This is a genomic window from Caballeronia sp. LZ032 (genome assembly GCF_031451315.1).
GTDB lineage: Bacteria > Pseudomonadota > Gammaproteobacteria > Burkholderiales > Burkholderiaceae > Caballeronia.
Map to the genome: position 1 here is coordinate 1,013,147 of NZ_JARUXP010000001.1, position 13,224 is coordinate 1,026,370.

At 64.0% G+C, this 13,224-nt stretch carries 10 protein-coding genes; 6 read left to right on the forward strand and 4 right to left on the reverse strand.

Annotated elements, in window-relative coordinates; genetic code table 11:
• Positions 1-90: 90 nt before the first annotated feature.
• Positions 91-2,166, forward strand: a complete 2,076-nt coding sequence (gene lpdA, locus QCE69_RS04655) for a dihydrolipoyl dehydrogenase (protein ID WP_309929643.1) — start codon at positions 91-93, stop codon at positions 2,164-2,166.
• 163 nt (positions 2,167-2,329) lie between these two features.
• On the opposite strand, the gene QCE69_RS04660 is transcribed toward lpdA, so the two are convergent.
• Positions 2,330-2,905, reverse strand: a complete 576-nt coding sequence (locus tag QCE69_RS04660; protein ID WP_309807927.1) for a phasin family protein — start codon at positions 2,903-2,905, stop codon at positions 2,330-2,332.
• Positions 2,906-3,697: 792 nt separating this feature from the next.
• On the opposite strand from QCE69_RS04660, the gene pbpG reads away from it, so the two are divergent.
• On the forward strand, positions 3,698-4,900 hold the full coding sequence (pbpG, locus tag QCE69_RS04665; protein WP_309929644.1) for a D-alanyl-D-alanine endopeptidase: 1,203 nt from the start codon (positions 3,698-3,700) through the stop codon (positions 4,898-4,900).
• A gap of 96 nt (positions 4,901-4,996) precedes the next feature.
• Here pbpG and QCE69_RS04670 read toward each other — a convergent pair whose 3' ends face one another.
• Positions 4,997-5,821 carry an IclR family transcriptional regulator gene (locus tag QCE69_RS04670; protein ID WP_309807930.1) on the reverse strand — a complete coding sequence of 275 codons (825 nt, stop codon included), beginning with the start codon at positions 5,819-5,821 and terminating at the stop codon, positions 4,997-4,999.
• Between the two features lie 190 nt (positions 5,822-6,011).
• Here QCE69_RS04670 and QCE69_RS04675 point away from each other — a divergent pair, with 190 nt between their 5' ends.
• Together QCE69_RS04675 and QCE69_RS04680 are read left to right on the forward strand one after the other, a co-directional pair.
• Entirely contained in the window at positions 6,012-6,746 is a 735-nt protein-coding gene (locus QCE69_RS04675) for a (Fe-S)-binding protein (protein WP_309929646.1), read from the forward strand.
• 23 nt (positions 6,747-6,769) lie between these two features.
• Positions 6,770-8,182 (forward strand): lactate utilization protein B, encoded by a 1,413-nt coding sequence (locus QCE69_RS04680; RefSeq protein ID WP_309929648.1) that lies wholly within the window; start codon positions 6,770-6,772, stop codon positions 8,180-8,182.
• A 68-nt stretch (positions 8,183-8,250) separates the two neighbouring features.
• Here the strand turns inward: QCE69_RS04680 and QCE69_RS04685 are convergent, their stop codons facing one another.
• The gene (locus QCE69_RS04685) at positions 8,251-8,814 is read right to left on the reverse strand and encodes a hypothetical protein (RefSeq protein ID WP_309929650.1); all 564 of its coding nucleotides are present in this window, start codon (positions 8,812-8,814) and stop codon (positions 8,251-8,253) included.
• A gap of 261 nt (positions 8,815-9,075) precedes the next feature.
• On the opposite strand from QCE69_RS04685, the gene QCE69_RS04690 reads away from it, so the two are divergent.
• Entirely contained in the window at positions 9,076-9,291 is a 216-nt protein-coding gene (locus tag QCE69_RS04690) for a hypothetical protein (protein WP_309915065.1), read from the forward strand.
• A 129-nt stretch (positions 9,292-9,420) separates the two neighbouring features.
• Here QCE69_RS04690 and QCE69_RS04695 read toward each other — a convergent pair whose 3' ends face one another.
• Positions 9,421-10,620: an amino acid aminotransferase gene (locus tag QCE69_RS04695; RefSeq protein ID WP_309915068.1), complete on the reverse strand. Its 1,200-nt coding sequence runs from the start codon at positions 10,618-10,620 to the stop codon at positions 9,421-9,423.
• Positions 10,621-11,077: 457 nt separating this feature from the next.
• Between QCE69_RS04695 and uvrB the strand changes: the two genes are divergently transcribed.
• Positions 11,078-13,174, forward strand: a complete 2,097-nt coding sequence (uvrB, locus tag QCE69_RS04700; protein ID WP_309915071.1) for an excinuclease ABC subunit UvrB — start codon at positions 11,078-11,080, stop codon at positions 13,172-13,174.
• Positions 13,175-13,224 lie beyond the last annotated feature (50 nt).

Sequence of the window (13,224 nt, forward strand, 5' to 3'; positions counted from 1 at the left end):
GGCCGCATCCGGACCTGCGGGTCCGGGACCGCGGCCGACCGACGGGGACCGGTAATGTCCGGTCCAACCGCTCTTTTCTTAGGGGACACCATGAGTCTCGTCGAACTGAAAGTACCCGACATCGGCGACTTCTCCGATGTCGATGTCATCGAAATCCATATCCAGGCCGGCGACCGCATCGAGAAGGAACAGGGCGTCATCACGCTCGAAACCGACAAGGCCACGATGGAAGTGCCCGCCGACGCGGCCGGCACGATCAAGGAAGTGAAGGTCAAGCAGGGCGACAAGGTTTCGCAGGGCACGGTCATCGCGATGATCGAGACCGAAGGCGCGGCGGCGGCGCCTGCGGCGGCTCCGGCTGCTTCGGCACCGGCTGCTGCGGCACCGGCTGCGCCTTCGGGCGGCGCCGTGCAGGACGTGAAGGTGCCGGATATCGGCGACTTCAAGGACATTCCGGTCATCGAAGTGCACGTGAAGCCAGGCGACACGGTCGAGAAGGAGCAGTCGCTCATCACGCTCGAATCCGACAAGGCCACGATGGACGTGCCTTCGCCCGCTGCCGGCACCGTCAAGGAAGTGAAGGTCAAGGTCGGCGACAACGTGTCGGAAGGCACGCTGGTCCTGACGCTGGAAGGCGGCGCGGCTGCTGCGGCCGCACCGCAGAAGGCGGCTTCGGCTCCTGCCGCGGCACCGGCTTCGGCGCAATCCGCACCTTCGGCTCCGGCGCCGCAGGCCGGCTCCTACGCCGGCGCGGCCGATGTCGAGTGCGACATGCTCGTGCTCGGCGCCGGTCCCGGCGGCTATTCGGCGGCCTTCCGCGCCGCCGACCTCGGCATGAAGACGGTGCTCGTCGAGCGTTATGCGACGCTTGGCGGCGTGTGTCTGAATGTCGGCTGCATTCCGTCGAAGGCGCTGCTGCACACTGCGCTCGTCATCGACGAAGCCGCCGAACTCGCCGCGCACGGCATCAGCTTCGGCGAGCCGAAGATCGACCTCGACAAGCTGCGCGGCTTCAAGGAAGGCGTCGTCAAGAAGCTGACCGGCGGCCTCGCCGGCATGGCGAAAGCGCGCAAGGTGCAGGTGGTGACGGGCGTCGGCAATTTCGTCGATCCGCATCACATGGAAGTGCAGGGCGCCGACGGCAAGAAGGTCGTCAAGTTCAAGCAGGCGATCATCGCGGCCGGTTCGCAGGCCGTGAAGCTGCCGTTCTTCCCGGACGATCCGCGGGTCGTCGATTCGACCGGCGCGCTGGAATTGCGTCAGCTGCCCAAGCGCATGCTGGTGGTGGGCGGCGGCATCATCGGCCTCGAAATGGCCACCGTCTATTCGACGCTCGGCGCCGATATCGACGTCGTCGAAATGCTCGACGGCCTGATGCAAGGTGCGGACCGCGACCTCGTGAAGGTCTGGGAAAAGTTCAACGCCAAGCGCTTCGGCAACGTCATGCTGAAGACGAAGACCACGAAGGCCGAAGCGAAGGAAGACGGCATCTACGTGACCTTCGAAGGCGAGAAGGCGCCGGCCGAGCCGCAACGCTACGACCTCGTGCTGCTCGCGGTGGGCCGCAGCCCGAACGGCGGCAAGATCAGCGCGGACAAGGCGGGCGTGGCGGTGACAGAGCGCGGCTTCATCAACGTCGACAAGCAGATGCGCACTAACGTGCCGCACATCTTCGCGATCGGCGACCTGGTCGGCCAGCCGATGCTCGCGCACAAGGCCGTGCATGAAGGCCACGTCGCGGCGGAAGCGGCGCACGGCGAGAAGGCGTACTTCGATGCGCTGCAGATTCCGTCGGTGGCCTATACCGATCCGGAAGTGGCCTGGGCCGGCAAGACGGAAGAGCAGTGCAAGGCGGAAGGCATCAAGTTCGGCAAGGCGGTGTTCCCGTGGGCCGCTTCGGGCCGCGCGATCGCCAATGGCCGCGACGAGGGCTTCACCAAGCTGATCTTCGACGAGGAAACACATCGCGTGATCGGCGGCGGTATCGTCGGTCTGAATGCGGGCGACCTGATCAGCGAAGTGTGCCTCGCGATCGAGATGGGCGCGGATGCCACGGATATTGGCAAGACGATCCATCCGCATCCGACGCTCGGCGAATCGGTCGGGATGGCGGCGGAGCTGTATGAAGGCGTCTGCACGGACTTGCCGCCGCAGCGCAAGAAGTAAGTTCGCTACGCGTTGAACCAACGCAAAAGGCGCGCTCCTGCAAGGGAGCGCGCCTTTTTTTATGCGCGACGTCTTGTGTGGCACGGGCAATAAAAAACCCGGCACAGTGGCCGGGTTCTGCTGGTGCTTCGTCAGTCAGCCGGGGCGAGGCCCGGCAGCAGACTCAGGCAACCGACTTCTTGGCGACGCGCGAAGCTTGTTCGGTCGCTTGCGTAGCAGCCTTCGTGGCGGCCGTGGCGGCTGCGTTGAAGTTGCTTTCAGCGATCTCGACGGCTTGCTTCGTTGCCTTGTGGACCGTTTCGTACGTGGTGTTGGCGGCGGTGATGGCCGACTTCATCACGGCGACAGCCGTTTCCGAACCAGCGGGTGCGTTCTTCGCGACGTTGTCGACGAGCGTTTGCACCTTGCGATTCTGTTCTTCGTACTGCACTTCTGCGACGCGGGCGAATTCGGCTTGCGTGGCCGATGCGATTTCATACAGGTGACGGCCATACGACAGGACCTTTTCCGCGACCGGCTGCGTCAGGCTGGCTTGCAGCGCGAGCAGTTCCTGTGCGTCCTTCACCGACAGCGCGCGTTGCGCGTTTTCCTGGCTTTCGGCCAGCGTGGACTTCACGACTTGCAGATTCAGTTCAACCAGCTTTTCGACGCCTTCGAACGCCTTGTTCGTCAGACCGAACAGCGTGTCGAAGTTGGCTTTCTGGGCAGCGGCGATTTGCTCGGGGGTCAACAGCGTCATCTCAGGCTCCTGATGGCCGACCCATCAACGCGGGTCGTGGTTTGGGTAGATCCGGCGACAACCGTTGCCGGTTCAGTGCAACTGCGATTGGTGCGTCGCAACATGAAAGCCATTTTAGTGATATTCCGAACGATGTCAAGCTCTTTTTGTGCATCGCACAAACGGGATAAAACTCAGTTTAAACAGAGACTTACAAGTAACGTTCAGGGGCTTGCGGACGTCCGTGAAAACCCTTGTGCACCACATTGGAATCAAGCGTGCAGGCGGTCGGCGGGAGCGTGATGCTGATGAAATCACGCTTCGATGAAACTTTGATGTTTGGAATTAGCGCGCGCGCCGGACCGGTCCATTCGGCGGATAGCTTGCCGCGGCGCAACCGCGCACAGCTTATTTAGAGGGCTCGTCTTACTTTTGGCCTTACGGCGTACACCAAAATCGTGAAGAACCGTTAACATCTCGGCTGTCCGACCCGCTGTGCGCTGTCCCCCGCGCTTCCGACACCCGTCCCCGTTTCGAAAACCTCGTTGTTGCTGACGCGTTGTTAAGCGTTTGACTAAAGTCACGGAAAGTATTGCCGATAGAGCGCTTGTCATCATGTAGTAAAAGCGCGCTCTTGCAGCAATCTTCTGCCGGAATGATCGTTTTTTCCGATCGGAGTGCGTTTCGTCATCGACATTACGCAATCACGGCTTACAACTCGGTTTAAAGAGCACCGATAAGTGCTTAATATTGCTTAAATTTCGTAGCTTCACTACACTTGGCGGTACCCTCCAGCCGCCCAACAGAACACTAATGAAAACCGAAATGTTTTCGTCGTTGAAGGTGGTGCATGGCGTCGCAGTGCGATCCGCGCTGTCGCTCGCCGTCTCCATCGCAGTAGCGACGTCCTTCGCAGCGGCTCCGGCTGAAGCCCTCGCAAAGACTGCAACCGCCAGCAAGACCGTCAAGAAATCCGCCCAATCGACACCATCCGTCACCAAGGCCGCCAAGCCTGCACGTGCCGCGAAGACCGCGCTGAAATCGCCCAAGCCGGCGAAGGCTGCCAAGGTCGCCGCCGCGAACGACGATGACGACGCGCCGCGCGCGTCGCGCAAGCGCCGTGTCACGTATCGCATGGAGCCGCACGCCCGGCGCGCCGCGGTCCACGCGGTGGCGTTCCAGCCGCGTTCGCCTTCGGTGGGACAGGCATTCGGTCTGCATGACACGCCCGACAGCCTCGCGCTGCGTTCGAGCGTGGCTTATGTGATCGACCAGAACACCTCCGAAACGCTCTTCGACAAGAATTCCCGCGCCGTCGTGCCGATCGCCTCGATCACCAAGCTGATGACGGCCATGGTCGTGCTCGACTCGCACGCACCGCTCACCGAGGACATCTCCGTCACCGACGAAGATCGCGATTACGAGAAGTTCACCGGCTCGCGTCTGTCGGTCGGTTCGGTGCTGAATCGCGAGGACATGCTGCACATCGCGCTGATGGCGTCGGAAAACCGTGCCGCAGCCGCGTTGTCCCGTTATTACCCGGGCGGACGTCCGGCGTTCATCGCCGCAATGAATGCGAAGGCGAAGTCGCTCGGCATGAGCGATACCCACTTCGAGAATTCCACCGGCCTCACCAGCCAGAACGTGTCGAGCGCACGTGACCTCGCCAAGATGGTCAACGCCGCGTATCAGTACCCGCTGATCCGCAAGTTCTCGACCGATCGCAGCTACGACGTCTTCACCGGCAAGCGCAATCTCGCCTACAACAGCACGAATGCGCTGATCCGCAACGCGTCGTGGGACATCGGCCTGCAGAAGACCGGGTTCATCAACGAAGCGGGCGAGTGCCTGGTGATGCAGGCAACGGTTCACGGCCGTCCGGTTGTGATGGTGCTGCTCGATTCCTACGGCAAGTATTCGCGCTTCGCGGATGCCGGCCGTCTGCGCTCGTATCTCGACACGCTCGGCGAACCGCACATCATGAGCGCCGACATGGGCGGCGGCGCGAATCCGTAAGCTGGATCACGCCCGGCGCATCGGCCAGGCTGGAAAAGCAAAAAAGGGGATTCGTCGAAAGACGAATCCCCTTTTCATTTACGCAGTCAAGACGGTTCAGCGATGCGCATGCGCGCCGTGCTGTGCCTGCTGCGCCTCCGCGGCGGCCTGCTCCGGGTGATAGCCGAGCGAGCGTGAAATCTCCAGCGCCGTGTGGCTCAGCTGCTTGAGCCACGCGTCCTGCAGCCGGTCGGCGGGCGCCGACAGCGACAGCCCCGCAACCAGCCTGCCGGTATCGTCGTAGATGCCCGCCGCGATGCAGCGCACACCCAGTTCAAGCTCCTCGTTGTCACGCGCGCAGGACTGCTGGCGCACCAGCAGCAGTTCGCGTTCGAGCTTCGCGAGATCGGTGATGCTGTTCTGCGTGTGTCCCGACAGCCCCGTGCGCGTCGCGTAAGCGCGCACGCGCGTGGCTTCGTCGGCGGCGAGGAACAGCTTGCCCACCGACGTGAGATGCAGCGGCGCCCGCCCGCCAATTGCCCGCACCACCTGCATGCCCGAGCGCTCCGAGTAGGCGCGCTCGATATAGACGATCTCGTCGCCCTGACGCACCGACAGGTTGACCGTCTGGCCCGTCTGGCGATGCAGTTCGCGCATCGGCGGCATCGCGGCTTCGCGCACGGAAAGGCGCGCCTTCACCAGATTGCCGAGTTCGAGCAGGCGCATGCCCAGCCGGTACGTGCCGGGATCCGAGCGGTCGACGAGCCGGCACAGCACCATGTCATTGAGAATGCGGTGCGCGGTGGACGGATGCAGCTCGGTGCTCTGCGACAGTTCTTTGAGACTGACGGGATCGGTGTGATCGGCGAGTGCGTCGAGCAGACGCATCATGCGTTCGATCACCTGAATGGAGGTCTTTGAATCCGGGTTCGTATCGCTCATCGTGAAAAATCGGTTGATGCGTCAAACAGCGGAAATGCAATTGTATCTCGTATCGTGAAAAGGCAAGCAGGCCATTTGCCTGCGAGGGACGAGCCGCTCGTGCGAATCGCGGTGAACGGGCCGGCGCGGCGGCGTTTTCACGGATAATTGCCGGGCGTTCACATCACTCTACAAAACAGGAAACGCCCTCATGCGAGTCGGTTTATTCGTGACATGTCTCGTCGACATGATGCGCCCGGAGATCGGCTTCTCCGCGATCAAGCTGATCGAGCGCGCGGGCTTCGAGGTCGTCGTGCCGCCGTCGCAGACCTGCTGCGGCCAGCCTGCGTACAATTCCGGCGATCGCCCGCTGGCCCGCGACCTGGCCGAAAAGACGTTGCGCGAATTCGAGCAGTTCGACTATGTCGTGGTGCCGTCCGGTTCCTGCGGCGGCATGATCCGCGCGCATTACGGCGACCTGTTCCGCGACGATCCCCAGTTGATGAGCCGCTTCGCCAGGCTTCAGCCGCGTGTGTTCGAACTGACCGATTTCCTCGTGACGATCGCGCAGGCGCGGATGGAACCCGCGGGCTTCGACGGCACCGCGACCTATCACGATTCCTGCTCCGGCCTGCGTGAACTGGGCGTGAAGACCCAGCCGCGCGAGCTGTTGTCGCAGGCAGGCGTGCCCGTGACGGAAATGGCGGCCTGCGAGCATTGCTGCGGTTTCGGCGGCACCTTCGCGGTGAAGTACGGCGACATCTCGACGGCGATCGTCGACGAAAAATGCGCCAACATCCGGGCGAGCGGGGCGGATGCGGTCGTGCTGGGCGATCTCGGCTGCATGCTGAACATCGAAGGCCGGCTGCGCCGCACCGGCGATACCACGACACGCGTGCTGCACATCGCGCAGGTGCTCGCCGGCGACGCGCCGGCCGGCGCCTGACGGCAACGGACGGAGCACTCCCCATGCAAGTTCAGACGATGCAGTTCAAGGCGCGCGCCGGCAGCAAGCTCGCGGACGAACGCCTGCAACAGAACCTCAAGAAGCTGTCGACGAAGTTCGTCACCGGGCGGGCGAACGCGGTGCGCGACATCGACTTCGAGGCGACGCGCGCGGCGTTGAAGGAACGGCGCAACCGGGCGCTGGAGAATCTCGATGTCTGGCTCGACACCTTCGAGCGCGAAGCAACCCGGCGCGGCGCCACCGTGCTGTACGCCGAATCGACGCAGGACGCCGCGCGGCTGGTGGCCGAGATCGCGCGCAAGCACGACGTGAAGAAGGTCATCAAGACCAAGTCGATGGTGTCGGAAGAGATGCAGCTCAATCGCGTGCTGGGCGAGATGGGCGTGCAGTCGATCGAAACCGATCTCGGCGAATACATCCTGCAGATCAACGACAACGAGCCGCCGAGCCACATCATCGCGCCGGTCGTGCACAAGGATAAGGACGAGATCGCCGATCTCTTCGCGAAGACGCACCACAAGCCGCGCCTGACCGACATTCCCGAAATGACGCGCGAGGCGCGCGAGGTGCTGCGGCCGCATTTCATGTCGGCGGACATGGGCGTGACCGGCGGCAATTTTTTGATCGCGGAAACGGGTTCGGTGGCGGTCGTCACGAACGAGGGCAACGAAGGCATGTGTACGGTGATGCCGCGCGTGCATGTCGCGGTGACGGGCATCGAGAAGGTGCTGCCGACGCTCGAGGATCTGGCGACCGCCATGCGCCTGCTGCCGCGCTCGGCGACCGGACAGACGGTGTCGAACTATTTCTCGCTGCTGACCGGTCCGCGTGCTCCGGATGACACCGACGGTCCCGAGCACATGTACTTCGTGCTCGTCGATGGCGGGCGCACCGGGCTGATCGGCGGCGAGTTCCAGGAGATGCTGCGCTGCATCCGCTGCGGCGCGTGCATGAACCACTGTCCGGTGTATCAGAAGATCGGCGGACATGCGTACGGCTGGGTGTATCCCGGGCCGATGGGATCGGTGCTGACGCCGGCGTATGTGGGCATCGACCGCGCGCTCGACCTGCCGCAGGCCGCCACGCTATGCGGCGAGTGCAACAGCGTGTGTCCGGTGGGGATTCCGCTGTCGGACCTGCTGCGCAAGCTGCGCGAGAAGCAGATGGAGCGGCGCCTGCGCCCGTGGAAGGAGCGCGCCGGGCTCGCCATGTGGGGCTATCTCGCGAAGCATCCGACTGCCTATTCGCTGTTCACGAAACTCGCGGTGCGCGTGCTGGAGCGCATGGGCGGCAAGAACCGGTCGATTGCACGCCTGCCGCTCGGCGCCGGCTGGACCGCAACGCGCGACATGCCGGCGCCCGTCGGCCGGACCTTTCGCGAGCTGTACAAGGCGCAGCGGTCGCATCTGGGCTGAGCGCTGTAACAAAAAAACGGCGCCCGACTTGTCGTCGGGCGCCGTTCTTTGGTGTCCGGGTAGCGAACTCAGTTGCCGACAGGTCCGTTGTGCCAGCGGCCGCCATTGCCGCCACTGTTGCCTCCACCACCGCCACGGTTGCCACCCTGATTGCCGCCCGGGTTCGATGGCGGCGGTGCGGCTTGAGGCCGCATCGGCGGCCCGCCGACTGCTCGCGGCAAAGCCCCGCCGTTGGCCTGAGGCGGAGGGCCGCCTGGACGTCCACCGCCCGCCTGGGGAGGCGGCCCGCCGTGCCCGCCACCGGCTTGCGGCGGAGGACCACCGTTGCCGCGGTTCGGCGGCGGACGGTTATTCCAGCCGCCGTTCCATCCGCCGGGCGGCGGACGGCGCCAGCCGGGGCCGTCGTCCCAATAGCGACCTGGACCCGGGCCGCCGTAGTAGTACCCGCCGCCTACAACCACGCCAGGCTGCACGACGGGCGGACCGCCGTAATAACCGTCGTAGCCGGGCGTGTCATACGCGGTGGCGGGATAGCCGCCGCCGTAGTACCCGCCGGCATCGGGATAAGCCGCGCAACCGCCGAGAAGCACGGCGGACGAGGCGAACAAAAGACCAGCGACTGCGGATTTCATGATCTTGGAATAATTCGTTGGAGCGTGTCTTATTAAGACACGCCCGATGGTCCGATGTCCCGACAACTTTGTAAGCCTTTATGACTGCGGTTCGCCGTATGAACCTGCGTTTTGGGGGCATCGTCGGCGGAGCCTTGTTGCCCCGGCTGCAACAAAGCTTTGCTTTTCAATACCTTTTTAAGATTCTCTCATTTCCGTAACATTTCGAGTGTCGGCAAGTGGGCGTTCGCTCCGCTCCGACATCGAATCGAGGTAGTCCAAATGAGAAAGACAATATCGACTTACTGGCCCGTGGTGATGCTGCTGCCCATCGCGTTGGCCTTTTGCATGCAAGCGGGCAGCCACGCCGCGGCCGGCGTGCGCCAGGAACAGACCGACGTCGCGAGCGTGAGCGCCGAACTGGCGCGGGCGATTTCATACGGTTTCGTCGAAGCGGACGATGCCGCCACGATCCCAGACGCACCCCGCACGCTGTAGCGCGCAATAAGGCAGCGCACAAAGGCAACACATGAAGGCAGCGCACAAAAAAAATGGCGCCCATGCGATTCACGCAGGGCGCCATTTCTTCGTCCGGCCGCCGCAGCGACCGAACGTCCGGGAACAGCCTTACTTCAGCACGGCGGCCACCGCGGTCGCGACGGCGTCGAGGTTGCGCGTGTTCAGCGCGGCCACGCAGATGCGGCCCGTGCTGACGGCATAGATGCCGAACTCTTCGCGCAGACGGTCGACTTGCGCCGACGTCAGGCCCGAGTACGAGAACATGCCGCGCTGCTGATTGACGAACGAGAAGTCGCGGTCGACGCCGCTCGCCTTCAGGCGCTCGACGAGGCCGTTGCGCATGGCGCGGATGCGGTCGCGCATTTCGCCGAGTTCCTGTTCCCAGGTCGCGCGCAGTTGCGGCGAGGCCAGCACGGCCGCGACGATCGAGCCGCCGTGCGTCGGCGGGTTCGAATAGTTGGTGCGGATCACGCGCTTCAGTTGCGAGAGCACGCGCGCCGACTCTTCCTTGCTGGTGGTGATGATCGACAGCGCGCCGACGCGTTCGCCATACAGCGAGAACGACTTCGAGAACGACGACGACACGAACACGTTCAGTTCAGCGCCCGCGAACAGGCGCACGGCGGCCGAGTCCGCCTCGATGTTTTCCGCGAAGCCCTGATAGGCCATGTCGAGGAAGGGCACGAGCTCGCGCGCCTTCACGACTTCGACGATCTGCTTCCACTGCGCGTCCGAGAGGTCGACGCCCGTCGGGTTGTGGCAGCACGCGTGCAGCACGACCACCGTGCCCGCGGCGTAGCTGTTCAGCGCGGCCAGCATGGCGTCGAAGTTCACGCCGTGCGTGGCGGCTTCGTAGTACGGGTAGTTGACGACTTCGAAGCCGGCGCCTTCGAACAGCGCGCGATGGTTTTCCCAGCTCGGATCGCTGATCGCGACCTTGGCGTTCGGGTTCAGGCGCTTCAGGAAGTCCGCGCCGATCTTCAGCGCGCCCGTGCCGCCCAGCGCTTGCGCCGTGACGACGCGGCCCGCAGCGATCAGCGGCGAGTCCTGGCCGAGCAGCAGCGCCTGCACGGCGGCGTCATAGGCGGCGATGCCGTCGATCGGCAGGTAGCCGCGCGGCAGGGCGGCATCGACGCGTGCCTTTTCGGCTTCGCGCACGGCGCGCAGCAGCGGAATCTTGCCTTCCTCGTTGGTGTAGACACCGACGCCCAGATTGACTTTGGTGGCGCGCGTGTCGGCGTTGAAGGCTTCGTTGAGGCCCAGGATGGGGTCACGGGGAGCGAGTTCGACGGCAGAGAAAAGAGACATGATCTATCGGCAGTGAGAAAAAGACGGTGCGGCGGAGTGGCGCCCGGAAGGCCAAGGAGCGCGAAACTGGCACGAAGCCAGCCCGGAACGGGGACGATGCCCGCGTGGCGTCTTCGGCGGTCCCTGCAGCGCGGCATGCTGCGCCGCTGTGAGAAATGTCCGTTGCCCGCCGTCGAGCACAGTCGCACATTGTAGCGAATCCGGCCCGGCTTTTTGCCGCCACCTTGCCGAGAGCGCGTGTTTTTCACGCCGTGGTCAGTTCGACCGATTCCGCGCGCGTCGTCAAAAAGGGCCGCAAGGCCGATGCTTGAGATCGGCGGCGCGGGCCCAATGTGCTATGGACTCAGGCGCCGCGCTGTCAGTCCCGACCGCCGCGCGCTCCCATCCGCCGGGCCGCGCGTGTTTTCGGCAGCCGCTAGAATAAGTGTTTGCTCCGGCGACGACGCATCGAATCTCCATGTCCGACACTCTCATCGACTCTCCCGAAGAACTGGACGAATCGAAGTTCGTCACCTTCGACGGCTCGCCGTTCCAGCTCTATCAGCCGTATCTGCCCGCGGGCGACCAGCCCGAAGCCATCGCGAAACTGGTGGAAGGGATCGAGGACGGTCTCTCGTTCCAGACGCTGCTCGGCGTGACCGGCTCCGGCAAGACCTTCACGATGGCCAACGTGATCGCCCGCATGGGCCGTCCGGCTATCGTATTCGCGCCGAACAAGACGCTCGCCGCGCAGCTCTACGCCGAGTTCCGCGAATTCTTCCCGCGCAATGCGGTCGAGTACTTCGTCTCGTACTACGACTACTACCAGCCGGAAGCGTACGTGCCGCAGCGGGACCTGTTCATCGAGAAGGATTCGTCGATCAACGACCACATCGAGCAGATGCGGCTCTCCGCCACCAAGAGCCTGCTCGAACGGCGCGACGTGGTGATCGTGGCCACCGTGTCGGCGATCTACGGTATCGGCAATCCGTCCGAATACCATCGCATGATCCTGACGCTGCGCACCGGCGACAAGCTCGGCCAGCGCGACATCATCGCGCGCCTGATCGCGATGCAGTACACGCGCAACGAAGCCGACTTCTCGCGCGGCACCTTCCGCGTGCGCGGCGACACCATCGACATTTTTCCGGCGGAACACGCGGAAATGGCCGTGCGCGTGGAACTGTTCGACGACGAAGTCGAAGCCATGCATCTGTTCGATCCGCTCACCGGCCGCGTGCGCAACAAGATTCCGCGCTTCACCGTGTATCCGTCGTCGCACTACGTGACGCCGCGCGACACCGTGATGCGCGCCGTCGAGGCCATCAAGGACGAACTGCGCGAACGGCTCGAGTTCTTCTACGAGCAGGGCAAGCTGGTCGAGGCGCAGCGGCTGGAGCAGCGCACCCGCTTCGACCTGGAGATGCTGCAGGAGCTCGGCTTCTGCAAGGGGATCGAGAACTACTCGCGGCACTTCTCCGGCGCAATGCCCGGCGAGCCGCCGCCGACGCTCGTCGACTACCTGCCGTCCGACGCGCTGATGCTGCTCGACGAATCGCACGTGCTGATCGGCCAGTTGAACGGCATGTACAACGGCGACCGCGCGCGCAAGGAGAATCTCGTCGACTACGGTTTCCGGCTGCCGTGCGCGCTCGACAACCGGCCGCTCAAGTTCAACGAGTTCGAGCGCAAGATGCGTCAGGCGGTGTTCGTCTCGGCCACGCCCGCTGACTATGAAAAGGGCAAGGCCGGGCAGGTGGCCGAGCAGCTCGTGCGCCCGACCGGGCTGGTCGATCCGGAAATCGAAGTGCGTCCCGCGCGTTCGCAGGTGGACGACGTGCTCTCCGAGATCAACGCGCGCGTCGCCGTGCATGAACGCGTGCTCGTCACCACGCTCACCAAGCGCATGGCCGAACAGCTGACCGAGTTCCTCGCCGATCACGGCGTGAAGGTGCGCTACCTGCATAGCGACATCGACACGGTGGAGCGCGTGGAAATCATCCGCGACCTGCGGCTCGGCACCTTCGACGTGCTGGTCGGCATCAACCTGCTGCGCGAAGGGCTGGACATTCCGGAGGTCTCGCTCGTCGCGATTCTCGACGCCGACAAGGAAGGCTTCCTGCGCGCCGAGCGCTCGCTGATCCAGACCATCGGCCGGGCGGCGCGCAATGTGAACGGCAAGGCGATTCTCTACGCCGACAACATGACCGACTCGATGAAGCGTGCCATCGACGAGACCGAGCGGCGCCGCGCCAAGCAGATCGCGCACAACCAGGCGATGGGCATCACGCCGCGTGGCGTGGAGAAGCGCATCAAGGACATCATCGACGGTGTCTATAACGCCGACGAAGCCCGCGCCGAGCTGAAGGAAGCGCAGACGCGCGCGAAGTTCGAGGACATGTCCGAGAAGCAGATCGCCAAGGAAATCAAGCGGCTCGAAAAGCAGATGATGGACCACGCCAAGAATCTCGAATTCGAGAAGGCCGCGCAGACCCGCGACCAATTGGCGCTGCTGCGGCAACGCGTGTTTGGCGCGAATGTCGGCGACCACGTGGCCGGAACCGGCGGCATGTAAGGCTTATGTAATAGATTCTTGAGGCCTCGTTTGAAATACGCGGCGGCCCG

Coding starts and splice junctions, on each gene's coding strand:
- QCE69_RS04685 (WP_309929650.1), bottom strand. CDS start 8,814: ATGAAATCCGCAGTCGCTGGTCTTTTGTTCGCCTCGTCCGCCGTGCTT.
- QCE69_RS04675 (WP_309929646.1), top strand. CDS start 6,012: ATGCGAGTCGGTTTATTCGTGACATGTCTCGTCGACATGATGCGCCCG.
- QCE69_RS04690 (WP_309915065.1), top strand. CDS start 9,076: ATGAGAAAGACAATATCGACTTACTGGCCCGTGGTGATGCTGCTGCCC.
- QCE69_RS04695 (WP_309915068.1), bottom strand. CDS start 10,620: ATGTCTCTTTTCTCTGCCGTCGAACTCGCTCCCCGTGACCCCATCCTG.
- lpdA (WP_309929643.1), top strand. CDS start 91: ATGAGTCTCGTCGAACTGAAAGTACCCGACATCGGCGACTTCTCCGAT.
- QCE69_RS04660 (WP_309807927.1), bottom strand. CDS start 2,905: ATGACGCTGTTGACCCCCGAGCAAATCGCCGCTGCCCAGAAAGCCAAC.
- pbpG (WP_309929644.1), top strand. CDS start 3,698: ATGAAAACCGAAATGTTTTCGTCGTTGAAGGTGGTGCATGGCGTCGCA.
- QCE69_RS04670 (WP_309807930.1), bottom strand. CDS start 5,821: ATGAGCGATACGAACCCGGATTCAAAGACCTCCATTCAGGTGATCGAA.
- QCE69_RS04680 (WP_309929648.1), top strand. CDS start 6,770: ATGCAAGTTCAGACGATGCAGTTCAAGGCGCGCGCCGGCAGCAAGCTC.
- uvrB (WP_309915071.1), top strand. CDS start 11,078: ATGTCCGACACTCTCATCGACTCTCCCGAAGAACTGGACGAATCGAAG.